This window comes from Tardiphaga sp. OK245, assembly GCF_900108575.1.
GTDB lineage: Bacteria > Pseudomonadota > Alphaproteobacteria > Rhizobiales > Xanthobacteraceae > Tardiphaga > Tardiphaga robiniae.
The window spans coordinates 1054360-1071558 of the sequence record NZ_FNWZ01000002.1 but is presented as its reverse complement, the minus strand read 5'-3'; the positions used below and the strand labels follow the sequence as shown (position 1 = coordinate 1071558).

Sequence of the window (17199 nt, the reverse complement as noted above, 5' to 3'; positions counted from 1 at the left end):
TTATGTTGCGCTCAGTCTTACTACAGCGCCGATCAGGACTTCGGCCGCGGCGGCACCTGGGCAAATTCCTTCGGGAACACGACCTGCTGATCCTGCTCGGGAGTCCATTGGATGAACATCGCAGAACCATCCTTGAGCAGACGGTCTTCTGCGAATTGCAGGCCCTTCGGCTTGGCGATGTAGAGGTTCGGATCGCCTGCCGGAATGTTGACGTTCTTCAGCGCCTCGAGCAACGCATCGCTCTGCAGCGACTTGGCATTCTCAAGCACCTGCTGCAGCACGCGCGCCGCCTGGGCGTATTGCACCGCGCCCTGGCCGATTTTTTCGAGCTTGGCGACATCGCGCAATTCCGTGACGATCTTCTGCATCGACTCGATCTTGGCGCCGGCGCTGAAGCCGGTCATACCGAACAGGTTCTTCGTCAGCACGGCCTTGCCGATCTCGGGGCCGAGATCCTTCCAGAGCGACAGATCCGAGTAGCCGCCGGTGCCACCGCAGAAGATGCTGCCGTGATAGTTCAGATTGTAACGCGCCTGATGCAGCAAGATGCCATCGCGCGGCGTCACGAGGCCGACAACGACGTCCGGCTTGAGCGAGCGAATACGAACCATCGCCGCCGTCTGGTCCTGCGCACGAATATCGAGCGCGGCTTCGCCGATGATCTGGATGCCGCTCGCCTTCAGCTTCTCGACCAGGAATTTGTTCGACTGCTGGCCGGCCTCGTAATTCGAATAGGCCATGACGGCGGTCTTGATCGGAAACTTGAAATCGTCGCGCAATGAGATGACGAAATCATGCATGGTCTGCGCATAGCCGCGATCATACGGGTATCCCAGCGTGAACATATAGTTCGACTGCGACCCACCGGCCCAGACCGACAGCGTCGGAATCTTGGCTTCGTCGACCACCGGCGTCAACGCCAGCATCTGTGCGCTGAGAATGGTGCCGGTCAGAAGCTGCACTTTTTCCTCGGTGATCAGGCGCCGCGCTTCGGCAGCGGTCCGCGCCGGCTGGCTGGTATCGTCCGCCAGCACCAGCTCGATCCTGGCGCCGCCCTTGCTCTTGATGCCGCCTTCGGCATTGATCTTCTTGATGATGTATTCGAAAGCCGGCTGGCCTTCCTGCGCGTAAGCCGCAAGACCGCCGCTCATCGAATTGACCATGCCGATGCGGATCGCCGGCTTGGCGGCGCCTGCGCTACGAATGAACGGCGCGGCGATCGGCCCTGCCAGAACGGCAGAGGCACCAAGGCCAAATGTGCGGCGGGTCATGGTCATGTCATATCCTCCGATGCGCAACGACGCTGAAGCGACGCGCTTTCTTGTTCTGTTACTGGGCGCTGGAGTGTCGAACACTGCGTTACAGATTGGGAGTCTGCATATCGCAGTCGGGCAGCGTTTTTCGGACTTAGCCGCCTTTGCGCAGCCGCGTCAAATTGCGGCGTACGGGAATCGCGAATGAGGGCCATGCATCCGTGACGGGGCTTTCACAGGCGAGCAATCGCAAAGCCTGCACGCGGGAAATGTACAACCGTCGCGCCGACATCGGGATCCTCACGCCGCAAAGCGATGCTGTCATGACCCGCAGAAACAAACGCACCGATGACGGGATCGAAACCCCAATCGGTCGGCATGACCGATACCATTACGCCTTCCTTAAACGGCAGACCTTGATCATCTGCAATATCGTTATGAGGAGAAGCAGATGTCGCCATAGGCTGACAGAGCCGCGCTATGTCCAGCGCCAGCTCGGGCGACAGCTCCTCAACCGTTCCGTGCCCCAGCGCGGCAACCCGGTCCATCCACGCGAGAACGCGCGGATGCTCGGCAAGACCTTCGCTCTCACCGAGATTGCGGCGCGCGTACCAGAGCGGATGGTAGACGGCGATGTCGGCAAGTGATGGCACGTTGCCGAGCAGGAATGCGTCGCCATGCGCAAGCCAATCGCTCAGCCAGGCAAGATGAATGCGAAACTGGTTGCGCAGCGCAGGAATCTGCTCACGCATCTTCACGCTGTCCCAGCCATCGAACTTGCCTGACGTGAAACTCGCGCGATCGGCATGCAGTTCTGGCGGAAAACGATCGCCGTTCAGGCCGAAGACCAGTCCAAGAGCATTGGCAAAGAGCGCGCGATCGGCCCAGGCCGCGATGATATCGGCCTGACCGCGCGTGCCCGTCGGATAAAGCGTCGTCTCGGGAAAACGCCGCTCAAGCTCCGCGAGAATGCGGCGCGTATCGCAATAAACGTCTGCGCCGATCTGCAGCACCGGAACGCGGCGATAGCCTCCGGTGAGCGCCACGAGCTCTGGCTTCGGCGCGATCCGCGGCTGGATCACTGACTGCCAATGCAGGCCCTTCAATCCAAAGGCGACGCGCACTTTCTCGGCAAACGGCGAACGCGGATAGTGATGCAGAACAAGATCGGTCGCCGTCACTGCATCCCTTGCCTGTCAGCTATGTCGCATGCACCGCCGTCGTCGCGCCGGCGGAATACATCGCCTCGAATTCGGCAATCGGATGCGGAAGTCCATCCGGGCCGGTGATCTCAACATCCCAGCTGCCGTCGTCGAGCAGCTCCCTGGCCTTCTTGACAGCTCCGGCCGCGTTGTCGCGGCGGAGTGAAACAGTCCCTGACGTATCGGTTCCCCTGACGAAAAACGGCAAGTCACGTCCTCCCTGTGTGAGGCGCCCCGCAATGCGAGACCGCGCGCGACGTCTTGATCGCGTCACTCTGCGCATCAGACCACAGGACTCGCGGCAATTCCAGCAACTTGCCGTCGCAATCGTCATGAACCTGTTATGCAGCCCCGCGCTGCGCTGCGGGACGCGTCAACGCGAAGAAGACGAGGGTGCATACGGTCAGGAATACCGCCATTGAGATTAAAACTGCGGGCAATCCCCAGGCGGCGGCAATCGGACTGGTAGCCGATTGCATTACGGCGGTGCCAAGGAAGAACGACAGGTTTGCTGCAGAGAGCGCTTTGCCAATATTCTCGGCAGCAACGACCTGGCGGATCATCGCATAGACGAGCGGCTGCATCGCCACGAGAAGGCCGATGACCACAAGCAGGCCGGTATCGACTGCCACGGGCATCACTGGCAGGCCGAAAAGCGTGGCTAACGGATAGCCCGGTGCACCGAGCGCCATCACGAGTAGCAACGCGGCGGCGCACAAATGGACCGCAAACAGCAGCATGCGGCGATGACCCAGCTTGCGATCGAGCAGGCCCGACAGCGCCGGTCCGATCACCAACGCAACCGTAAACAGAGCCAGTACATTGCCGGCCTCTATCCGCGACAGTCCCTTGATATTCATCAGCCAGGGACCTGCCCAAAGCCCACGCAACACGAGTTGAACCGCCAGCGACACGAAAGCGAGGATCACGATACCGCGCACCGCACGTGATACACCGAGTTGCAGAACCGAAACCATCTCGCCCAGAAGCGCGCGCGGCCGGCCTTCGGGACGCGATGCCGGCACCATGACCGCGATCAGCATCGCCACGACAATCGCCGCTGCGGCGGCAATCCAGAATCCGGCGCGCCATCCCCAGTGTTCGACAACGTAAGCAAGCGGACTGGCCGACAACAGCAGCCCCGCATTGCCGAATGACAGAATGATGCCGGACCACAGACCGAACTGCGCTGGTGTCAGCCGCTTGGCCGCGAGCGTCATCGGGCACATCAGCATGCCCGACGTCGCCATGCCGATCGTTGCCTGCGACACGAAGAACGACAGAGGCCCTGTCGACAGCGCGGCAATCGCCGCGCCGCAGACCGTACCGGCGAACAGCACGAGCGACACCGAGCGGATGCTGTAGCGATCCAGCGCGACGCCGACCGGAATCTGCAGGAGCGCGAAGAAAAAATGATAGGCGGAAGTCAGCGCGGCCAGCGTCTGCGGCGTGACGCCAAGATCGGTCGACATCACATCGATCGCGACCGCAGGCGTGGTGCGCAGCATGTTGGACAGTACATGCCCGCAGGTCAGAATGAGCATCGCGGCCACGAGCGCTACGCTCACGGGCGGATCGATGGCAACGGGCTTGAAGGCAGAAGAGTCGGCAGCACTGGTCATGGCGCTCGCCTACGCGGAAACATGGCGCGCATCAACCGCCACGAAAGCCGTGGCGGTCATGCTCTCTCAATGCTGCGGTGCAGCTTAGGCGGCCGATGCCTCGATCCGGATCGGGATCGATTTGTAAGCCGGCGTTCCCGACTTCAAATCGTGCTGGTCGAGCGACACGAGCACATTGGCCTCGGGATAATAGGCCGCCACCGATCCTTGCGGGATGTTGTAAGCCACCGCCGTCACCCGACGCAGTGCGCGCGGTGCGCTGTCCGGACGGTCCAGCACGATGTCGATCAGATCACCGTGGCTCAGCCCGCGGCGGGCGAGGTCCTGCTCGTTGACGAACACCACATCACGCCGCCCGGTGATGCCGCGATAGCGATCGTTCATACCGTAGATCGTGGTGTTGTACTGGTCGTGGCTGCGCAGCGTGGTCAGCGTCAACGCGGTCTCGGCGGGGCCGTCCTCATAGAGGCCAGAGAAGACCAGGAACTGCGCCTTCTTGCTCGGCGTCAGCCATTCCCGTTCCGAGGCGGCGTTGCGCAGCCGGAAGCCACCCGGCTTCTTGATCCGCGCATTGTAATCCTGGAAGGCCGGAAAGACCGACTCGATGGCGTCGCGGATCTTGCTGTAGTCGGCGACGTAATCGAGCCACTTCACCTTTGTATTCGGCAAAGTCGCGATTGCCATATCGGCGACGATCGCAGTCTCGGACTTCAGATGCTCGGACGCCGGCTTCAAGCCGCCGCGCGAGGCGTGCACCATCGACATCGAATCTTCCACCGTCACCAGTTGCGGCCCCGTCGCCTGCACGTCGATCTCGGTACGGCCAAGGCATGGCAGAATGATCGACTCCTTTGCAATCAGCAGATGCGAGCGATTGAGCTTGGTGGCGATATGCACCACGAGATCGAGGCTGCGCATCGCCGGATAGGTCGCCTCGGGATCGGACATCGCGACCGCGAGATTGCCGCCAAGACAGATCAACGCCTTCGAACGGCCATCGCGGATCGCCTTCACCGACGCGACGGCATCGTGACCATGCGCGCTCGGCGGCTTGAAGTTGAACGTGCGTTCGATACCGACGAGCAGTGCGGCGTTGGGTACTTCGGTGATCCCCACGGTGCGGTCGCCCTGCACGTTGGAGTGCCCGCGCAGCGGCGAGATGCCGGCGCCGGGACGGCCGATGTTTCCGCGCAGCATCAGGAGATTGGCGATCTGCTGCACGTTACCGGTGCCGTGGCGATGCTGCGTGATGCCCATGCCGTAATTGATGATGACGCTCTTGGCCGCGGCGTAGATATTGCCGAGGTTTTCGATATCGGCGCGCGGCAGGCCAGACGATTTCTCGATCGCCTCCCATGAGGTCGCATCGAGATCGGCCAGCAGCGCCTCGATGCCGTTGGTGTGTTCGGCGATGAAGGCGCGGTCGAGCACGCCGGGACCGCCTTCGGCAAGGCTCGCGGCGTCAAGCGCCACGACGGTCTTCATCATGCCCTTCAGCACGGCAATGTCGCCGCCGACCTTGACCTGGTAATAGGTCGACGAGATCTGCGTAGAGCTCAACGTCAGCATTTCCGCTGGATGCTGCGGGGATGTGAATCGTTCCAGCCCGCGCTCACGCAGCGGATTAATTGAAACGATGGCAGCACCGCGCTTGGAGCATTCGCGCAGCGTCGTCAGCATGCGCGGATGATTGGTGCCGGGATTATGCCCGATGCAGAACACCGCATCCGCATGGTCGAAATCCTCGAGCGTCACCGTGCCCTTGCCGACGCCAATGGATTCCGGAAGGCCGACGCTGGTGGCCTCGTGGCACATGTTGGAGCAATCGGGAAAATTGTTTGTGCCGTATTCGCGCACGAACAACTGATACATGAAGGCTGCTTCGTTAGAGCAGCGGCCCGATGTGTAGAATTCGGCCATGTTCGGATCGGGCAAAGCGCGCAAGCCGGCACCGATCCGCGCCATCGCATCCTCCCACGAGATCGGAAGATATTTGTCGCTAGCCTGGTCATAGGCCATCGGATGGGTGAGACGTCCCTCGTTTTCGAGGTCGTGATCATGCCATTCCCAGAGTTCGCTCACCGTATGGGCCGCAAAGAATTCCGGCGTCGTGCGCTTGGCCGTTGCTTCCCACGACACCGCCTTGGCGCCGTTCTCGCAGAATTCGAAGGACGACGTATGCTTCGGATCGGGCCAGGCGCAGCCCGGGCAATCAAAGCCATGCGGCTGGTTCATCGTCAGAAGGCCATGGGTCTCATTGACGACCGCCATCTGTCCGCGCACCGCGTCGGCCACTGCTTTCAACGCGCCCCAACCTGCGGCGGCACCTTTATAGTCTTCGACACCCTGAACCTGCTTCTTCGCCATCGCGATCCGTCCTTCGTCGTCAGGGCCCATATGGCCCAATCTAATTCCGCCTCGTAGCATTAAAGGCTGCATTGCTGCGAATAGATGCCATCAACTTTGATTGACCGACCCCTGCGCTGTATTGAACGATACGAATGCCGCGACACCTGTTCACCAAGGCTATCGCCCGATTGATATTTTGAATGGAGCGCCGATGACCTCTTCTTCCCTGTTCCAGCCGCTGCAAGTTGGCCCGTATCAACTCAGCCACCGGGTTGCGATGGCGCCGCTGACGCGCATGCGGGCCGAGAAGACAACGCTCGCGGCCTGGACCCTCAACGCCGAATATTACGCGCAGCGCGCGACCGAAGGCGGATTGATCATCGCCGAAGCGTCGCAGGTCATGCAGGAAGGACAAGGCAACCCGCACACGCCGGGCATCTATACGAAGGAGCAGATCGCCGGCTGGCGTCAGGTCACTGACGCCGTGCATGCCAAAGGCGGCATCATCTTCCTGCAGCTATGGCATGTCGGCCGTGCCTCACATTCCTCGTTCCAGCCCGGCGGCGGGCTTCCGGTCGCGCCGTCAGCCATTGCGATCAACGCTACCACGCGGACGGCTTCAGGCGAGACGGTATCTTACGAAACGCCCCGCGCCCTGGAGACCAGCGAGATTCCCGGCATTATCGACGCCTACCGACAGGCCACGCGCAACGCCAGGGAAGCCGGCTTCGACGGCGTCGAGGTGCACGGCGCCAACGGCTATCTGCTCGAACAATTTCTGCAGACCCGCAGCAATCGGCGCACCGACCAATATGGTGGCTCAATCGAGAACCGCGCTCGCCTGCTGCTGGAAGTGACCAATGCCGTCATCGGCGCCTGGAGTGCGGATCGTGTCGCCGTCCGCCTGTCGCCCTATGGTGTCTCGAATGACTCCGGCGAAGCCGATCCGATGCCGCTCTACAGTTACGTGGTCCGTGAGCTCGACAAGCTCGGCCTCGCCTATCTCCATTTCGTCGAGCCGCGCACAAGCGGCGTCGGCCGCGCGGAAGTGTTTCATAGCAATGTCCCGAAAGCCTATGAGCTGTTCCGGCCGATGTGGAGCGGCGTGCTGGTCACCGCCGGCGGCTTCGACGGCACCTCCGCCGAGGAGGCCGTCGCTTCCGGCAATGTCGATATTATCGCCTTTGGCCGCCCGTTCATCGCCAATCCGGATCTGCCGGAGCGTATCAAGCGCAAGGCGCCCTTTACGCCTTATAACCGGGCGACGTTTTACGGCGGCGATGTGGCTGGCTACACCGACTACCCGGTGCTTGGCGCAGGCTAGTCTGCGGATTATTCAATAGAAAGCACTTCTGGCGCGCTATAGTCTGTGTACGGCCCGTAGCGGGTCAGGAGTATCGCCCCATGGATTCCACCCTCTCAGCCGCCGAGCTCGACGATCGCATCGCCATCCTTCGCGACAATATCCGGCAGTTGATCGAGCAGGCCACCGCGGCTTCCGGCGAGAGCAACGAGGAGCGCACCGCGGATCGGCTGGCGCAGCAGAATGAGGAGCTGGACCGGCTGATCGCCCAACGCGACGCCCTGGGCAAATAGCCGAGAGGACTACGGACTGGAGGCCTGCCCGGTTGTCGGGCGGGATGCGCAAAACCGCGGCTTTTCCTCCAGTAAACTTTTGGCTAGCTTGGCTGCATGAACGTTCAAGCCAAGATCGACATCAAGCACTCCACCTGCCCGCATGATTGCCCCTCCGCCTGCGCCCTCGACATCGAGGTGATCGGCGGGAACACCATCGGCCGGGTCCGCGGCTCCAAGGAGCAAAGCTATACCGCCGGCGTGGTCTGCGCGAAGGTCGCGCGCTATGCCGAGCGCATCCATCATCCAGAACGGCTGATGTATCCGATGCGCCGCACCGGCCCGAAGGGCTCCGGCCATTTCACCCGCATCACCTGGGACGAGGCGCTCGACGAGATCGCTTTGAGGTTCAACGAGGCCGAGCGCGACTTTGGCGCGGAGTCGGTGTTTCCCTATTACTATGCCGGCACCATGGGTCTGGTGATGCGCGATGGCATCAACCGCCTCGCCAATGTGAAGAAATATTCGCGCTTTTACTCGACGATCTGCGCAACCATTGCCTGGGCCGGCTTTGCCGCCGGTACCGGCAAGGTAGCCGGCGTCGATCCGCGCGAGATGGCGAAGTCGGACCTGATCGTGATCTGGGGTACCAACCCCGTCTCGACGCAGGTCAATGTGATGACCCACGTCTCGCGCGCGCGGAAAGAACGCGGCACCAAGCTGGCGGTTGTCGACATCTACGACAATGACACCATGAAGCAGGCCGACATCAAGATCCTGCTGCGGCCAGGTACAGACGGCGCCTTCGCCGCCGGCGTCATGCATGTGCTGTTCCGCGACGGCCTAGCTGATCGCGACTATCTCGCCAAATACACCGATGCCTCGCCGGAGTTCGAGGCGCATCTTGCTTCGCGAACGCCGGAATGGGCGTCGGACATTTGCGGCGTGCCCGCTGCGGAAATCGAAGCCTTTGCGCGCCTGGTCGGCGAGACCAAGCGCAGCTATTTCCGCCTCGGCTATGGCTTCACCCGCAGCCGCAACGGAGCCGCGCAGATGCATGCAGCGCTGTGCGTGCCCACCGTTACCGGTGCCTGGCAGCAGGAAGGCGGCGGCGCTTTCTTCAACAATGCCGCAATCTGGAAATTCGACAAGACGCTGATCGAGGGCCTCGACGTGCTCGACGAGAGCGTTCGGCGTCTTGATCAATCGAAGATCGGCCGCATCCTGACCGGCGATGCGGAAGCCTTGCACAACGGCCCGCCGGTCAAGGCGATGCTGATTCAGAACACCAATCCGATGACGGTGGCGCCGGAACAGGCCCTGGTGCGGCAGGGCTTTGCCCGCGAGGACCTGTTTGTCGCGGTGCATGAGCAGTTCATGACCGAGAGCGCCATGATGGCCGATATCGTGCTGCCGGCGACCATGTTCATGGAGCACGACGATCTCTATTACGCCGGCGGCAATCAGCACATCTCGGTCGGTGCCAAGCTGATCGACGCGCCGGAAGAATGCCGCTCGAACCACGACGTCCTGCAGGGCATCGCCACCCGCCTCGGCGCGAAACACCGCGCTTTCGACATGCATCCGCGCGACATCATCGACGAGACGCTGCAAGCCAGCGGCCGCGGTGGCATCGAAGGGCTGGAGGCCGACAAATGGCGCGACATCCAGCCGGATTTCCGCACCTCGCATTATCTTGACGGTTTCGCCCATGCCGACGGCAAATTCCACTTCAAGGCGGACTGGTCGACAGTGCCAATGCCCAATGCCGGGCTGATGGGCGCATGGGACGAGATGCCGTCATTCCCCGACCACTGGGCGGTGATCGAACAGGTCGATGAGGCGCATCCGTTCCGCCTGGCCACCAGCCCGTCGCGCTCGTTCCTCAACACCTCGTTCAACGAGACGCCATCATCGCAGGCCCGCGAGGGTGCACCTAGTGTGATGATGCATCCGGTCGATGCTGCGAGATTGGGAATCGCCGATGGCGATGCCGTGACACTCGGCAACACGCGCGGCGAGACGACACTGACCGCGCGCATCTTCGACGGCCTGCGGCGCGGCGTGCTGATTGCGGAATCGGTGCACCCCAACAAGGCGCATATCGGCGGTCATGGCATCAATATGCTGACCGGCGGCGAAGCCGTCGCGCCCTATGGCGGCGCGGCGTTTCACGACAACAAGGTGTGGGTGAAGAAGGCTTCTTGAGCCAAGAAGCGCCGGCCGCGCACTCCTTCTCCCCGCTCTGCGCGGGGAGAAGGGTGGGATGAGGGGCGAGGCACAAGGCGCAATACAATGGTGCGCCATCGGGTCGGCATATGTGAGATCCGAGAGCTGAATGATGAGAGCAAGTTCAGTGGACGCCCCTCACCCGCCCGGCTTCGCTGCGCTTCGCCGGTCGACCTCTCCCCGCAAAGAGCGGGGCGAGGTTAAGAACGCGCATCCTCCAGGATCATATCCGACGCCTTCTCGGCGATCATGATCACCGGCGCATTGGTGTTGCCCGACATCAGGTCCGGCATGATCGACGCGTCGATCACGCGCAGACCTTCCAGCCCACGCACGCGCAGGCGCTGATCGACCACTGCTTTCGCATCATTGCCCATCCGGCACGTCGAGGTCGGGTGATAGACCGTGCTGCCGCGCTGGCGGCAATAAGCGAGCCACTGCTCGTCGGTCACCGTGCCCGGACCGGGCTCGACCTCTTTCGTCACAAAGGGCTTCATCGCTGGCGCGTTCAGCATCTTGCGCAGGACCTTGAGCCCTTCGACATTCGCCGTCCGATCCGTTTCCGTCGCCAGATAGTTGATGCGGATCGCCGGCGGCACCGAAGGATCAGCGCTCTTGATGCGCAGCGAGCCACGACTTTCCGGACGCAACTGACAGACCGAGGCCGAGAAGCCGGAAAACGGATGCAGTTTCTCGCCCATCTTGTCGGTGGAGAACGGCAGGAAGTGGATCTGGATATCCGGCGATGCCATGCGCGGATCGGTCTTGAAGAAGGCCCCGGTAGTGCCGGCAGCATAGGTCAGCGGACCGGTGCGGAACGCCGCATACTGCAGACCCATCATCGCCCTGCGAACCGGATGATTGACGAAATCATTGAGCGTAATCTTCTGCAGACACTCCATCACCATGCGGACCTGCATGTGATCCTGCAGATCACTGCCGACGCCGGGGGCATCAAGAAGGACTTCGATGCCATGCTCCTTGAGCAGATCGGCGGGACCGACGCCGGAGAGCTGCAGCAGTTGCGGTGAATTATAGGCGCCGCTCGACACCAACACTTCCTTGCGGGCGCGCGCCTTGCGCACCACGCCGTGCTGCTTGAATTCGATGCCGATAGCACGCTTGCCTTCAAATAGGATGCGCTGTGCCAGCGCTTCGGTCTCGACACGAACATTGCCTTGCTTCAGCGCCGGGCGCAGATAGGCCCGCGCTGTCGAGGCGCGGCGGCCGCCCTTTGTCGTGGTCTGGAACCAGCCAGCGCCTTCCTGCGTCGCCCCGTTGAAGTCGTTGTTCACCGGAATGCCAGTCTCGGCGGCTGCAGCGATGAAAGCTTCCGACAGTGGATCGGGGCAGCGCGAGTCCGACACCGGCAGCGGGCCGCCAACGCCGTGATACTCGCTCGGCCCACGCGTCTGATTTTCCGCCTTCTTGAAATAGGGCAGCACATCGTCATAACCCCAGCCGGTATTGCCGAGCTGACGCCAGCGATCGTAATCCTCATGCTGGCCGCGCACATACAGCAGCCCGTTGATCGAACTGGAGCCGCCGAGCACTTTGCCTCGCGGTTGGAAGACCGAGCGTCCATCGAGGCCCGGTTCGGGCTCGGTCTGATACATCCAGTTGACGGACTTCTCCTTGAAGAGCTTGCCGTAGCCAAGTGGAACGTGAATCCAGATATTGCGATCCTTCGGGCCGGCTTCCAGCAGCAGCACCGAGTATTTGCCCGACGCCGAGAGGCGATTGGCGAGCACGCAACCGGCCGAGCCGGCGCCGACGATGATGTAATCAGCCTCAATGGCATCAGCCGACGCGCGATGCGCCGACGCAGTTTGACCGCTCATGTTTCCCCCGATTGTTTTCAGCAACTGAAAACGGAAATCGCGGGGAAGTAAATGGGCGTGCCCGGAAGCATGGCACACATGCGGCTAGAATCGTCGCAATACGAAAGCGGGAGACTGCGTGAGGTAAGCTCCCTCTCCCCGCTCTGCGCGGGGGAGAGGGTTGGGGTGAGGGGCGATGCACAAAGCCCGGAGACGGGGATGCTTTATCGGGTCGACATATACACGACCCGATAAATGGTGATTGAGGCTTCGTCCGAGACGGCCCCTCACCCGCCGCGAAGACGCGGCGACCTCTCCCCGCGCAGAGCGGGGAGAGGTTAAGCAAGCATCAAGCGTATCGCGCGATCGCCAGATCCTTGACATCCAGCTCCGGCGCCTTGCCGGAGATCTGGTCGGCCAGCACGCGGGCGGTGCCGCAGGCCATGGTCCAGCCGAGCGTGCCATGGCCGGTGTTGAGATGGAGATTGCCGATACGCGTCGGGCCGACGATCGGCGGACCATCCGGCGTCATCGGTCGCAACCCGCTCCAGAAGGTCGAGCGCGAGAGATCGCCGGCGGTCGAAAACAGATCGGTCACCGATTTATCGAGCGGCATACGCCGTGGGGCGGTCGGCACCGGATGATAATTGCCGACTTCGGCGGTGCCGCCGACGCGGATGCGGTCACCAAGGCGCGTGATTGCCACTTTGTAGCTTTCGTCCATGATCGTCGATTGCGGCGCGACGCTTTCGTCGGTGATCGGCACCGTGAGCGAATAACCCTTCACCGGATAGACCGGCGCATCGATGCCAAGCGGGCGCAACAACAGCGGCGAGAAGCTGCCGAGCGCCATTACGTAACTATCCGCGGTGAAGACACCCTTGTCGGTCGTCACCTGCGCGACGCGGCCACCCGTCACATCCACCGACTTGATGGTCGTCTCGTAGATGAACTTGACGCCGAGCCCGGCTGCGATCTTTTCCAGCCGCTGCGTGAACAGATGGCAGTCGCCGGTCTCGTCCTCGGGCAGGCGCAGGCCGCCGACAAAGAGGTCCTTCACGCCAGCCAGACCCGGCTCGTATTTCACGCAACCGGCGCGATCCAGCACCTCATAGGGCACGCCATATTGCTTGAGCACGTCGATATCGCCGCCGGTCGCGTCGAGTTGCGACTGCTTGCGGAACAGCTGCAGTGTGCCCTGGCTGCGATCGTCATAGGTGATGCCGGTCTCGGCGCGCAGCGCGCGCAGGCAATCGCGGCTGTATTCGGCGATGCCGACCATGCGCGACTTGTTCAACGCGTAGCGTGCGCTTGTGCAGTTGCGCAGCATCTGCAGCATCCAGCGCCACTGGTGCGGGTCGGCCTGCGGCCGCACCACCAGCGGACCATATTTGTCCATGATCCAGCCGATCGCCTTTTTCGGCACGCCGGGGCCGGCCCAGGGCGAGGCATAACCGGGCGAGACTTCGCCGGCATTGCCGAACGAGGTTTCCAATGCAGCGCCGGGCTGACGGTCGATCACCGTCACCTCGTGTCCGGCCTTGGCCAGATAATAGGACGTGGTGACGCCGATCACGCCCGCGCCAAGAACCAGAACCTTCATCGTACAGTGCCTCCAGACCGGGCGGTCCACCGCACATCAATCTCATCCGAGTAAATCCGTTCATAGCGCTGACCCAGCGAGGTCAGCATTTCATAGCCAATGGTGCCCGCGGCTGCGGCCAACGCGTCGAGCGATTGGTGTCCGCCGATGATCTCCACTTGCGATCCGCGTGCCAACATGCCGGGCGGCAGATCGCCGAGATCGACGGTGAGCGAATCCATCGAGACGCGTCCGGCAACCGCCAGCCGTCGTCCACGGAAATAGACCGCACCGCCATTACCGAAGGCGCGCTGCAATCCGTCGGCATAGCCGATCGCCAGCGTCGCCAGCCGCGTCGGCTTGGTCGCCCGGAAACTCCAGCCATAGCCGACATGGGCACCGGCTGCGACCTCGCGCATCTGGAGCACCTGCGCGGTGAGCCGAACCACTGGCAGCATCGGATTGCTTTGCGCGGGATGGGGATTGAGCCCGTAGAGCGCGGCGCCGGGGCGGACGAGGTCATGATGATAGTTGCGCCCAAGGAAAATGCCGGACGAATTGGCCAGAGATTGTCGCGCAGCAGGGAAGCGTTTCGCGAGCGCCTGAAACGCGGCGAGCTGGTGCGCATTGGCCGGATGCTCCGGCGTGTCGGCACAAGCGAGATGGCTCATCACCATCTGGATATCGAGAACTGAGGTGTCCTTGCCCGAGAGTTCGGCGACCTCACGCGGCGACATGCCTAGCCGCGACATGCCGCTGTCGACCTGAATGACCGCCGGGAGAATCCGGCCGCGTTGCCGCGCCTGATCGGACCAGGCCTCAAGCTGTTCGCGCGAATTGAGCACCGGAATGATGCCGGCTTCCGCGCAGTCACGCTCGCTGCCCGAGGGCAGACCGTTGAGCACGTAGATCGTAACGTCGCGGGCCAGATGGGTCTGGAGATCCAGCCCTTCGTCGAGATGCGCCACGAAGAAGGTGCGGCAGCCGGCCCGATAGAGTGCCGGCGCGACACGATCAGCGCCGAGGCCATAGGCGTCGGCCTTCACTACGCCGGCGCAGGTGACGCCGGGGCCGACCCGCTCGGCCAATAGCCGGTAATTGCGTGAGATGGCTTCGAGATCGATGGTCAGCACCGCGCTCGCATGCCGCGTGCCCGTTCCGCCTGTCCAAGGTGCCAGCATCACATCCCCCGCTACGAATGATCGCAACGGCAGTATCTCACCTTCCGCATGGCGCTTTACGGCGATTCCGGCCGCTGCTACGGTCATAAATGGTGATTATCGGCGTAAATTTACGTCCCTGTAGAGAAATCCTGCAAAACTTTGGCGAGAACCATGGCAAGCGACCTCGATTCGACCGACCGGAAGATCCTTCGCGAGGTTGTCCGGGATGCCCGGATCAGCCAGATGGCACTGGCAGAGAAAGTCGGCCTGTCACCCACCGCCTGTACCCGGCGTCTCACGGCCCTGGAAAAGAAGGGCGTGATCAAAGGCTATGCCGCCGAGATCGACGCATCCGAGCTCGGCTACATGATGACGGTCCACGTCCACATCACGCTCGACAAGCAGAGCGAGGATGCGCTGTCCGCCTTCGAGCGCGAGATCGCCAAATGCCCGGATGTCGTGTCCTGCTACCTGATGTCGGGCAATGACGACTATCTCGTCCATGTGCAGGCGCGCGACATGGAAGACTATGAGCGCATCCACAAGCAGCACCTCTCGCGGATGCCCGGCGTGGCGCGGCTGCATTCAAGCTTCGCGATGCGCAGCGTGGTGAAGCGCGGCGTCTCGGTGTCCGCGCTGACGGGCTGAACTTGCTTAACCTCTCCCGCCTAGCGAAGCTTCGCTTCGCCGGGCGGGGCGAAGGAAACAGGCGCGCTTAATTCGGATGCAAACCCGGCGCTTCCTGGCCGGTACGTTCGACATATTCAGTATAGCCGCCGCCATATTGCTGGATGCCGTCCGGGGTCAGCTCAAGCACGCGGTTCGACAACGCCGCGAGGAAGTGGCGGTCATGGGACACGAACAGCATGGTGCCTTCGTAATCGGCGAGCGCCTTGATCAGCATTTCCTTGGTGGCCATGTCCAGATGGTTGGTCGGCTCGTCGAGCACCAGGAAATTCGGCGGATCGAACAGCATCTTGGCCATCACCAGACGCGCCTTCTCGCCGCCCGAGAGCACGCGGCAGCGCTTCTCGACATCGTCGCCGGAGAAGCCGAAGCAGCCGGCGAGTGCGCGCAGCGTGCCCTGGCCCGCCTGCGGGAATGAGTCCTCGAGATTCTGGAAGATCGTGCGCTCGCCATCCAGCAGGTCCATCGCGTGCTGCGCGAAATAGCCGAGCTTGACGCTGCCGCCGATGGTGACGTTGCCGTTGTCAGGCTCGGCCGCGCCGGTCACGAGCTTCAACAGCGTCGACTTGCCGGCGCCGTTGATACCCATGACGGCCCAGCGTTCCTTGCGACGCACCGAGAAGTCCAGCCCTTCATAGATGGTGCGGCTGCCATAGGCCTTGTGGATGTTCTTGAGGCTGACGACGTCTTCGCCGGAGCGCGGCGCCGGCAGGAAGTCGAATGATACGACTTCGCGGCGCTTCGGCGGCTCGACGCGCTCGATCTTGTCGAGCTTCTTGACGCGGCTCTGCACCTGCGCGGCGTGCGAGGCCCGCGCCTTGAAGCGTTCGATGAACTTGATTTCCTTGGCCAGCATCGCCTGCTGACGCTCGAACTGCGCCTGCTGCTGCTTCTCGTTCATGGCGCGCTGCGCTTCGTAGAATTCGTAATCGCCGGAATAGGACGTCAGCGAGCCCGCATCGATCTCCATGATCTTGGTGACGATGCGGTTCATGAATTCGCGGTCATGCGAGGTCATGAGTAGCGCGCCCTCGTAGCCCTTCAGGAACCCTTCGAGCCAGATCAGGCTTTCGAGATCGAGATGGTTCGAGGGTTCGTCGAGCAGCATCACATCGGGACGCATCAACAGAATGCGTGCCAGCGCGACGCGCATCTTCCAACCGCCGGACAGCTTGCCGACATCGCCGTCCATCATTTCCTGTGTGAATGAGAGACCAGCGAGCACTTCGCGGGCACGACCTTCCAGCGCGTAACCATCGAGTTCCTCGAAGCGGGCCTGGACCTCACCGTAGCGCTCGATGATTGTGTCCATATTGTCGGCCTGGTCCGGATCGGCCATGGCCGTTTCCAGTTCCTTCAGCTCGGTCGCGACCACGCTGACGGGGCCGGCGCCCTCCATCACCTCGGCGACGGCGCTATGGCCCGCCATTTCGCCGACATCCTGGCTGAAATAGCCGATGGTGACGCCGCGCTCGACCACCACTTGCCCCTCGTCGGGCAGTTCGCGGCCGGTGACCATGCGGAACAGGGTCGTCTTGCCGGAACCGTTGGGCCCAACCAGACCGATCTTCTCACCCTTCAGCAGCGCGCCGGCGGCTTCGATGAAGACGATCTGATGACCGTTCTGCTTGCTGATATTGTCGAGGCGGATCATGGGAACTACGGGCTCACGAGACAGGGATTGAGGCCTGCCAATAAGGCATCCGGCCCGCCCAAG

Annotated in this window: 13 protein-coding genes; 4 read left to right on the top strand and 9 right to left on the bottom strand. The window is 62.4% G+C overall.

Annotated elements, in window-relative coordinates:
* Positions 1–32: 32 nt before the first annotated feature.
* The 5 genes from BLW80_RS11735 to BLW80_RS11715 form a co-directional block, all read right to left on the bottom strand.
* A complete protein-coding gene (locus tag BLW80_RS11735) occupies positions 33–1277 on the bottom strand; it encodes an ABC transporter substrate-binding protein (protein WP_093758020.1) in 1245 nt (414 codons plus the stop codon).
* A 209-nt stretch (positions 1278–1486) separates the two neighbouring features.
* Positions 1487–2434 (bottom strand): glutathione S-transferase family protein, encoded by a 948-nt coding sequence (locus BLW80_RS11730; RefSeq protein ID WP_093758019.1) that lies wholly within the window; start codon positions 2432–2434, stop codon positions 1487–1489.
* Positions 2435–2453: 19 nt separating this feature from the next.
* Positions 2454–2663: a hypothetical protein gene (locus BLW80_RS11725; RefSeq protein ID WP_068737702.1), complete on the bottom strand. Its 210-nt coding sequence runs from the start codon at positions 2661–2663 to the stop codon at positions 2454–2456.
* Positions 2664–2796: 133 nt separating this feature from the next.
* Positions 2797–4077, bottom strand: coding sequence for an MFS transporter (locus BLW80_RS11720; protein WP_093758018.1), 1281 nt, complete (start codon positions 4075–4077; stop codon positions 2797–2799).
* An 84-nt stretch (positions 4078–4161) separates the two neighbouring features.
* A complete protein-coding gene (locus BLW80_RS11715) occupies positions 4162–6444 on the bottom strand; it encodes an FdhF/YdeP family oxidoreductase (RefSeq protein WP_093758237.1) in 2283 nt (760 codons plus the stop codon).
* 193 nt (positions 6445–6637) lie between these two features.
* Between BLW80_RS11715 and BLW80_RS11710 the strand changes: the two genes are divergently transcribed.
* The 3 genes from BLW80_RS11710 to BLW80_RS11700 all read left to right on the top strand — a co-directional run bounded on the left by BLW80_RS11710 (position 6638) and on the right by BLW80_RS11700 (position 10209).
* Positions 6638–7750, top strand: a complete 1113-nt coding sequence (locus tag BLW80_RS11710) for an alkene reductase (RefSeq protein ID WP_093758236.1) — start codon at positions 6638–6640, stop codon at positions 7748–7750.
* Between the two features lie 80 nt (positions 7751–7830).
* Positions 7831–8022 (top strand): hypothetical protein, encoded by a 192-nt coding sequence (locus BLW80_RS11705; protein ID WP_081422070.1) that lies wholly within the window; start codon positions 7831–7833, stop codon positions 8020–8022.
* 96 nt (positions 8023–8118) lie between these two features.
* Positions 8119–10209: a molybdopterin-containing oxidoreductase family protein gene (locus tag BLW80_RS11700; RefSeq protein WP_093758017.1), complete on the top strand. Its 2091-nt coding sequence runs from the start codon at positions 8119–8121 to the stop codon at positions 10207–10209.
* 221 nt (positions 10210–10430) lie between these two features.
* Here BLW80_RS11700 and BLW80_RS11695 read toward each other — a convergent pair whose 3' ends face one another.
* The 3 genes from BLW80_RS11695 to alr all read right to left on the bottom strand — a co-directional run bounded on the left by BLW80_RS11695 (position 10431) and on the right by alr (position 14813).
* Entirely contained in the window at positions 10431–12071 is a 1641-nt protein-coding gene (locus BLW80_RS11695) for a GMC family oxidoreductase (RefSeq protein ID WP_093758016.1), read from the bottom strand.
* A gap of 328 nt (positions 12072–12399) precedes the next feature.
* A complete protein-coding gene (locus BLW80_RS11685; RefSeq protein WP_093758014.1) occupies positions 12400–13653 on the bottom strand; it encodes a D-amino acid dehydrogenase in 1254 nt (417 codons plus the stop codon).
* A complete protein-coding gene (gene alr / locus BLW80_RS11680) occupies positions 13650–14813 on the bottom strand; it encodes an alanine racemase (protein WP_093758013.1) in 1164 nt (387 codons plus the stop codon). Before alr ends, BLW80_RS11685 begins: the two co-directional genes overlap by 4 nt.
* Before the next feature lie 153 nt (positions 14814–14966).
* Between alr and BLW80_RS11675 the strand changes: the two genes are divergently transcribed.
* Positions 14967–15443, top strand: a complete 477-nt coding sequence (locus BLW80_RS11675) for an Lrp/AsnC family transcriptional regulator (RefSeq protein WP_068737711.1) — start codon at positions 14967–14969, stop codon at positions 15441–15443.
* A gap of 67 nt (positions 15444–15510) precedes the next feature.
* Here the strand turns inward: BLW80_RS11675 and BLW80_RS11670 are convergent, their stop codons facing one another.
* Positions 15511–17136: an ABC-F family ATP-binding cassette domain-containing protein gene (locus BLW80_RS11670; protein WP_093758012.1), complete on the bottom strand. Its 1626-nt coding sequence runs from the start codon at positions 17134–17136 to the stop codon at positions 15511–15513.
* Positions 17137–17199 lie beyond the last annotated feature (63 nt).

Excerpts from the sequence above, each read along its gene's own strand:
- BLW80_RS11705 (WP_081422070.1), top strand. The coding sequence starts at position 7,831 with ATGGATTCCACCCTCTCAGCCGCCGAGCTCGACGATCGCATCGCCATC.
- BLW80_RS11700 (WP_093758017.1), top strand. The coding sequence starts at position 8,119 with ATGAACGTTCAAGCCAAGATCGACATCAAGCACTCCACCTGCCCGCAT.
- BLW80_RS11715 (WP_093758237.1), bottom strand. The coding sequence starts at position 6,444 with ATGGCGAAGAAGCAGGTTCAGGGTGTCGAAGACTATAAAGGTGCCGCC.
- BLW80_RS11670 (WP_093758012.1), bottom strand. The coding sequence starts at position 17,136 with ATGATCCGCCTCGACAATATCAGCAAGCAGAACGGTCATCAGATCGTC.
- BLW80_RS11685 (WP_093758014.1), bottom strand. The coding sequence starts at position 13,653 with ATGAAGGTTCTGGTTCTTGGCGCGGGCGTGATCGGCGTCACCACGTCC.
- alr (WP_093758013.1), bottom strand. The coding sequence starts at position 14,813 with ATGCTGGCACCTTGGACAGGCGGAACGGGCACGCGGCATGCGAGCGCG.
- BLW80_RS11735 (WP_093758020.1), bottom strand. The coding sequence starts at position 1,277 with ATGACCATGACCCGCCGCACATTTGGCCTTGGTGCCTCTGCCGTTCTG.
- BLW80_RS11675 (WP_068737711.1), top strand. The coding sequence starts at position 14,967 with ATGGCAAGCGACCTCGATTCGACCGACCGGAAGATCCTTCGCGAGGTT.
- BLW80_RS11710 (WP_093758236.1), top strand. The coding sequence starts at position 6,638 with ATGACCTCTTCTTCCCTGTTCCAGCCGCTGCAAGTTGGCCCGTATCAA.
- BLW80_RS11720 (WP_093758018.1), bottom strand. The coding sequence starts at position 4,077 with ATGACCAGTGCTGCCGACTCTTCTGCCTTCAAGCCCGTTGCCATCGAT.
- BLW80_RS11695 (WP_093758016.1), bottom strand. The coding sequence starts at position 12,071 with ATGAGCGGTCAAACTGCGTCGGCGCATCGCGCGTCGGCTGATGCCATT.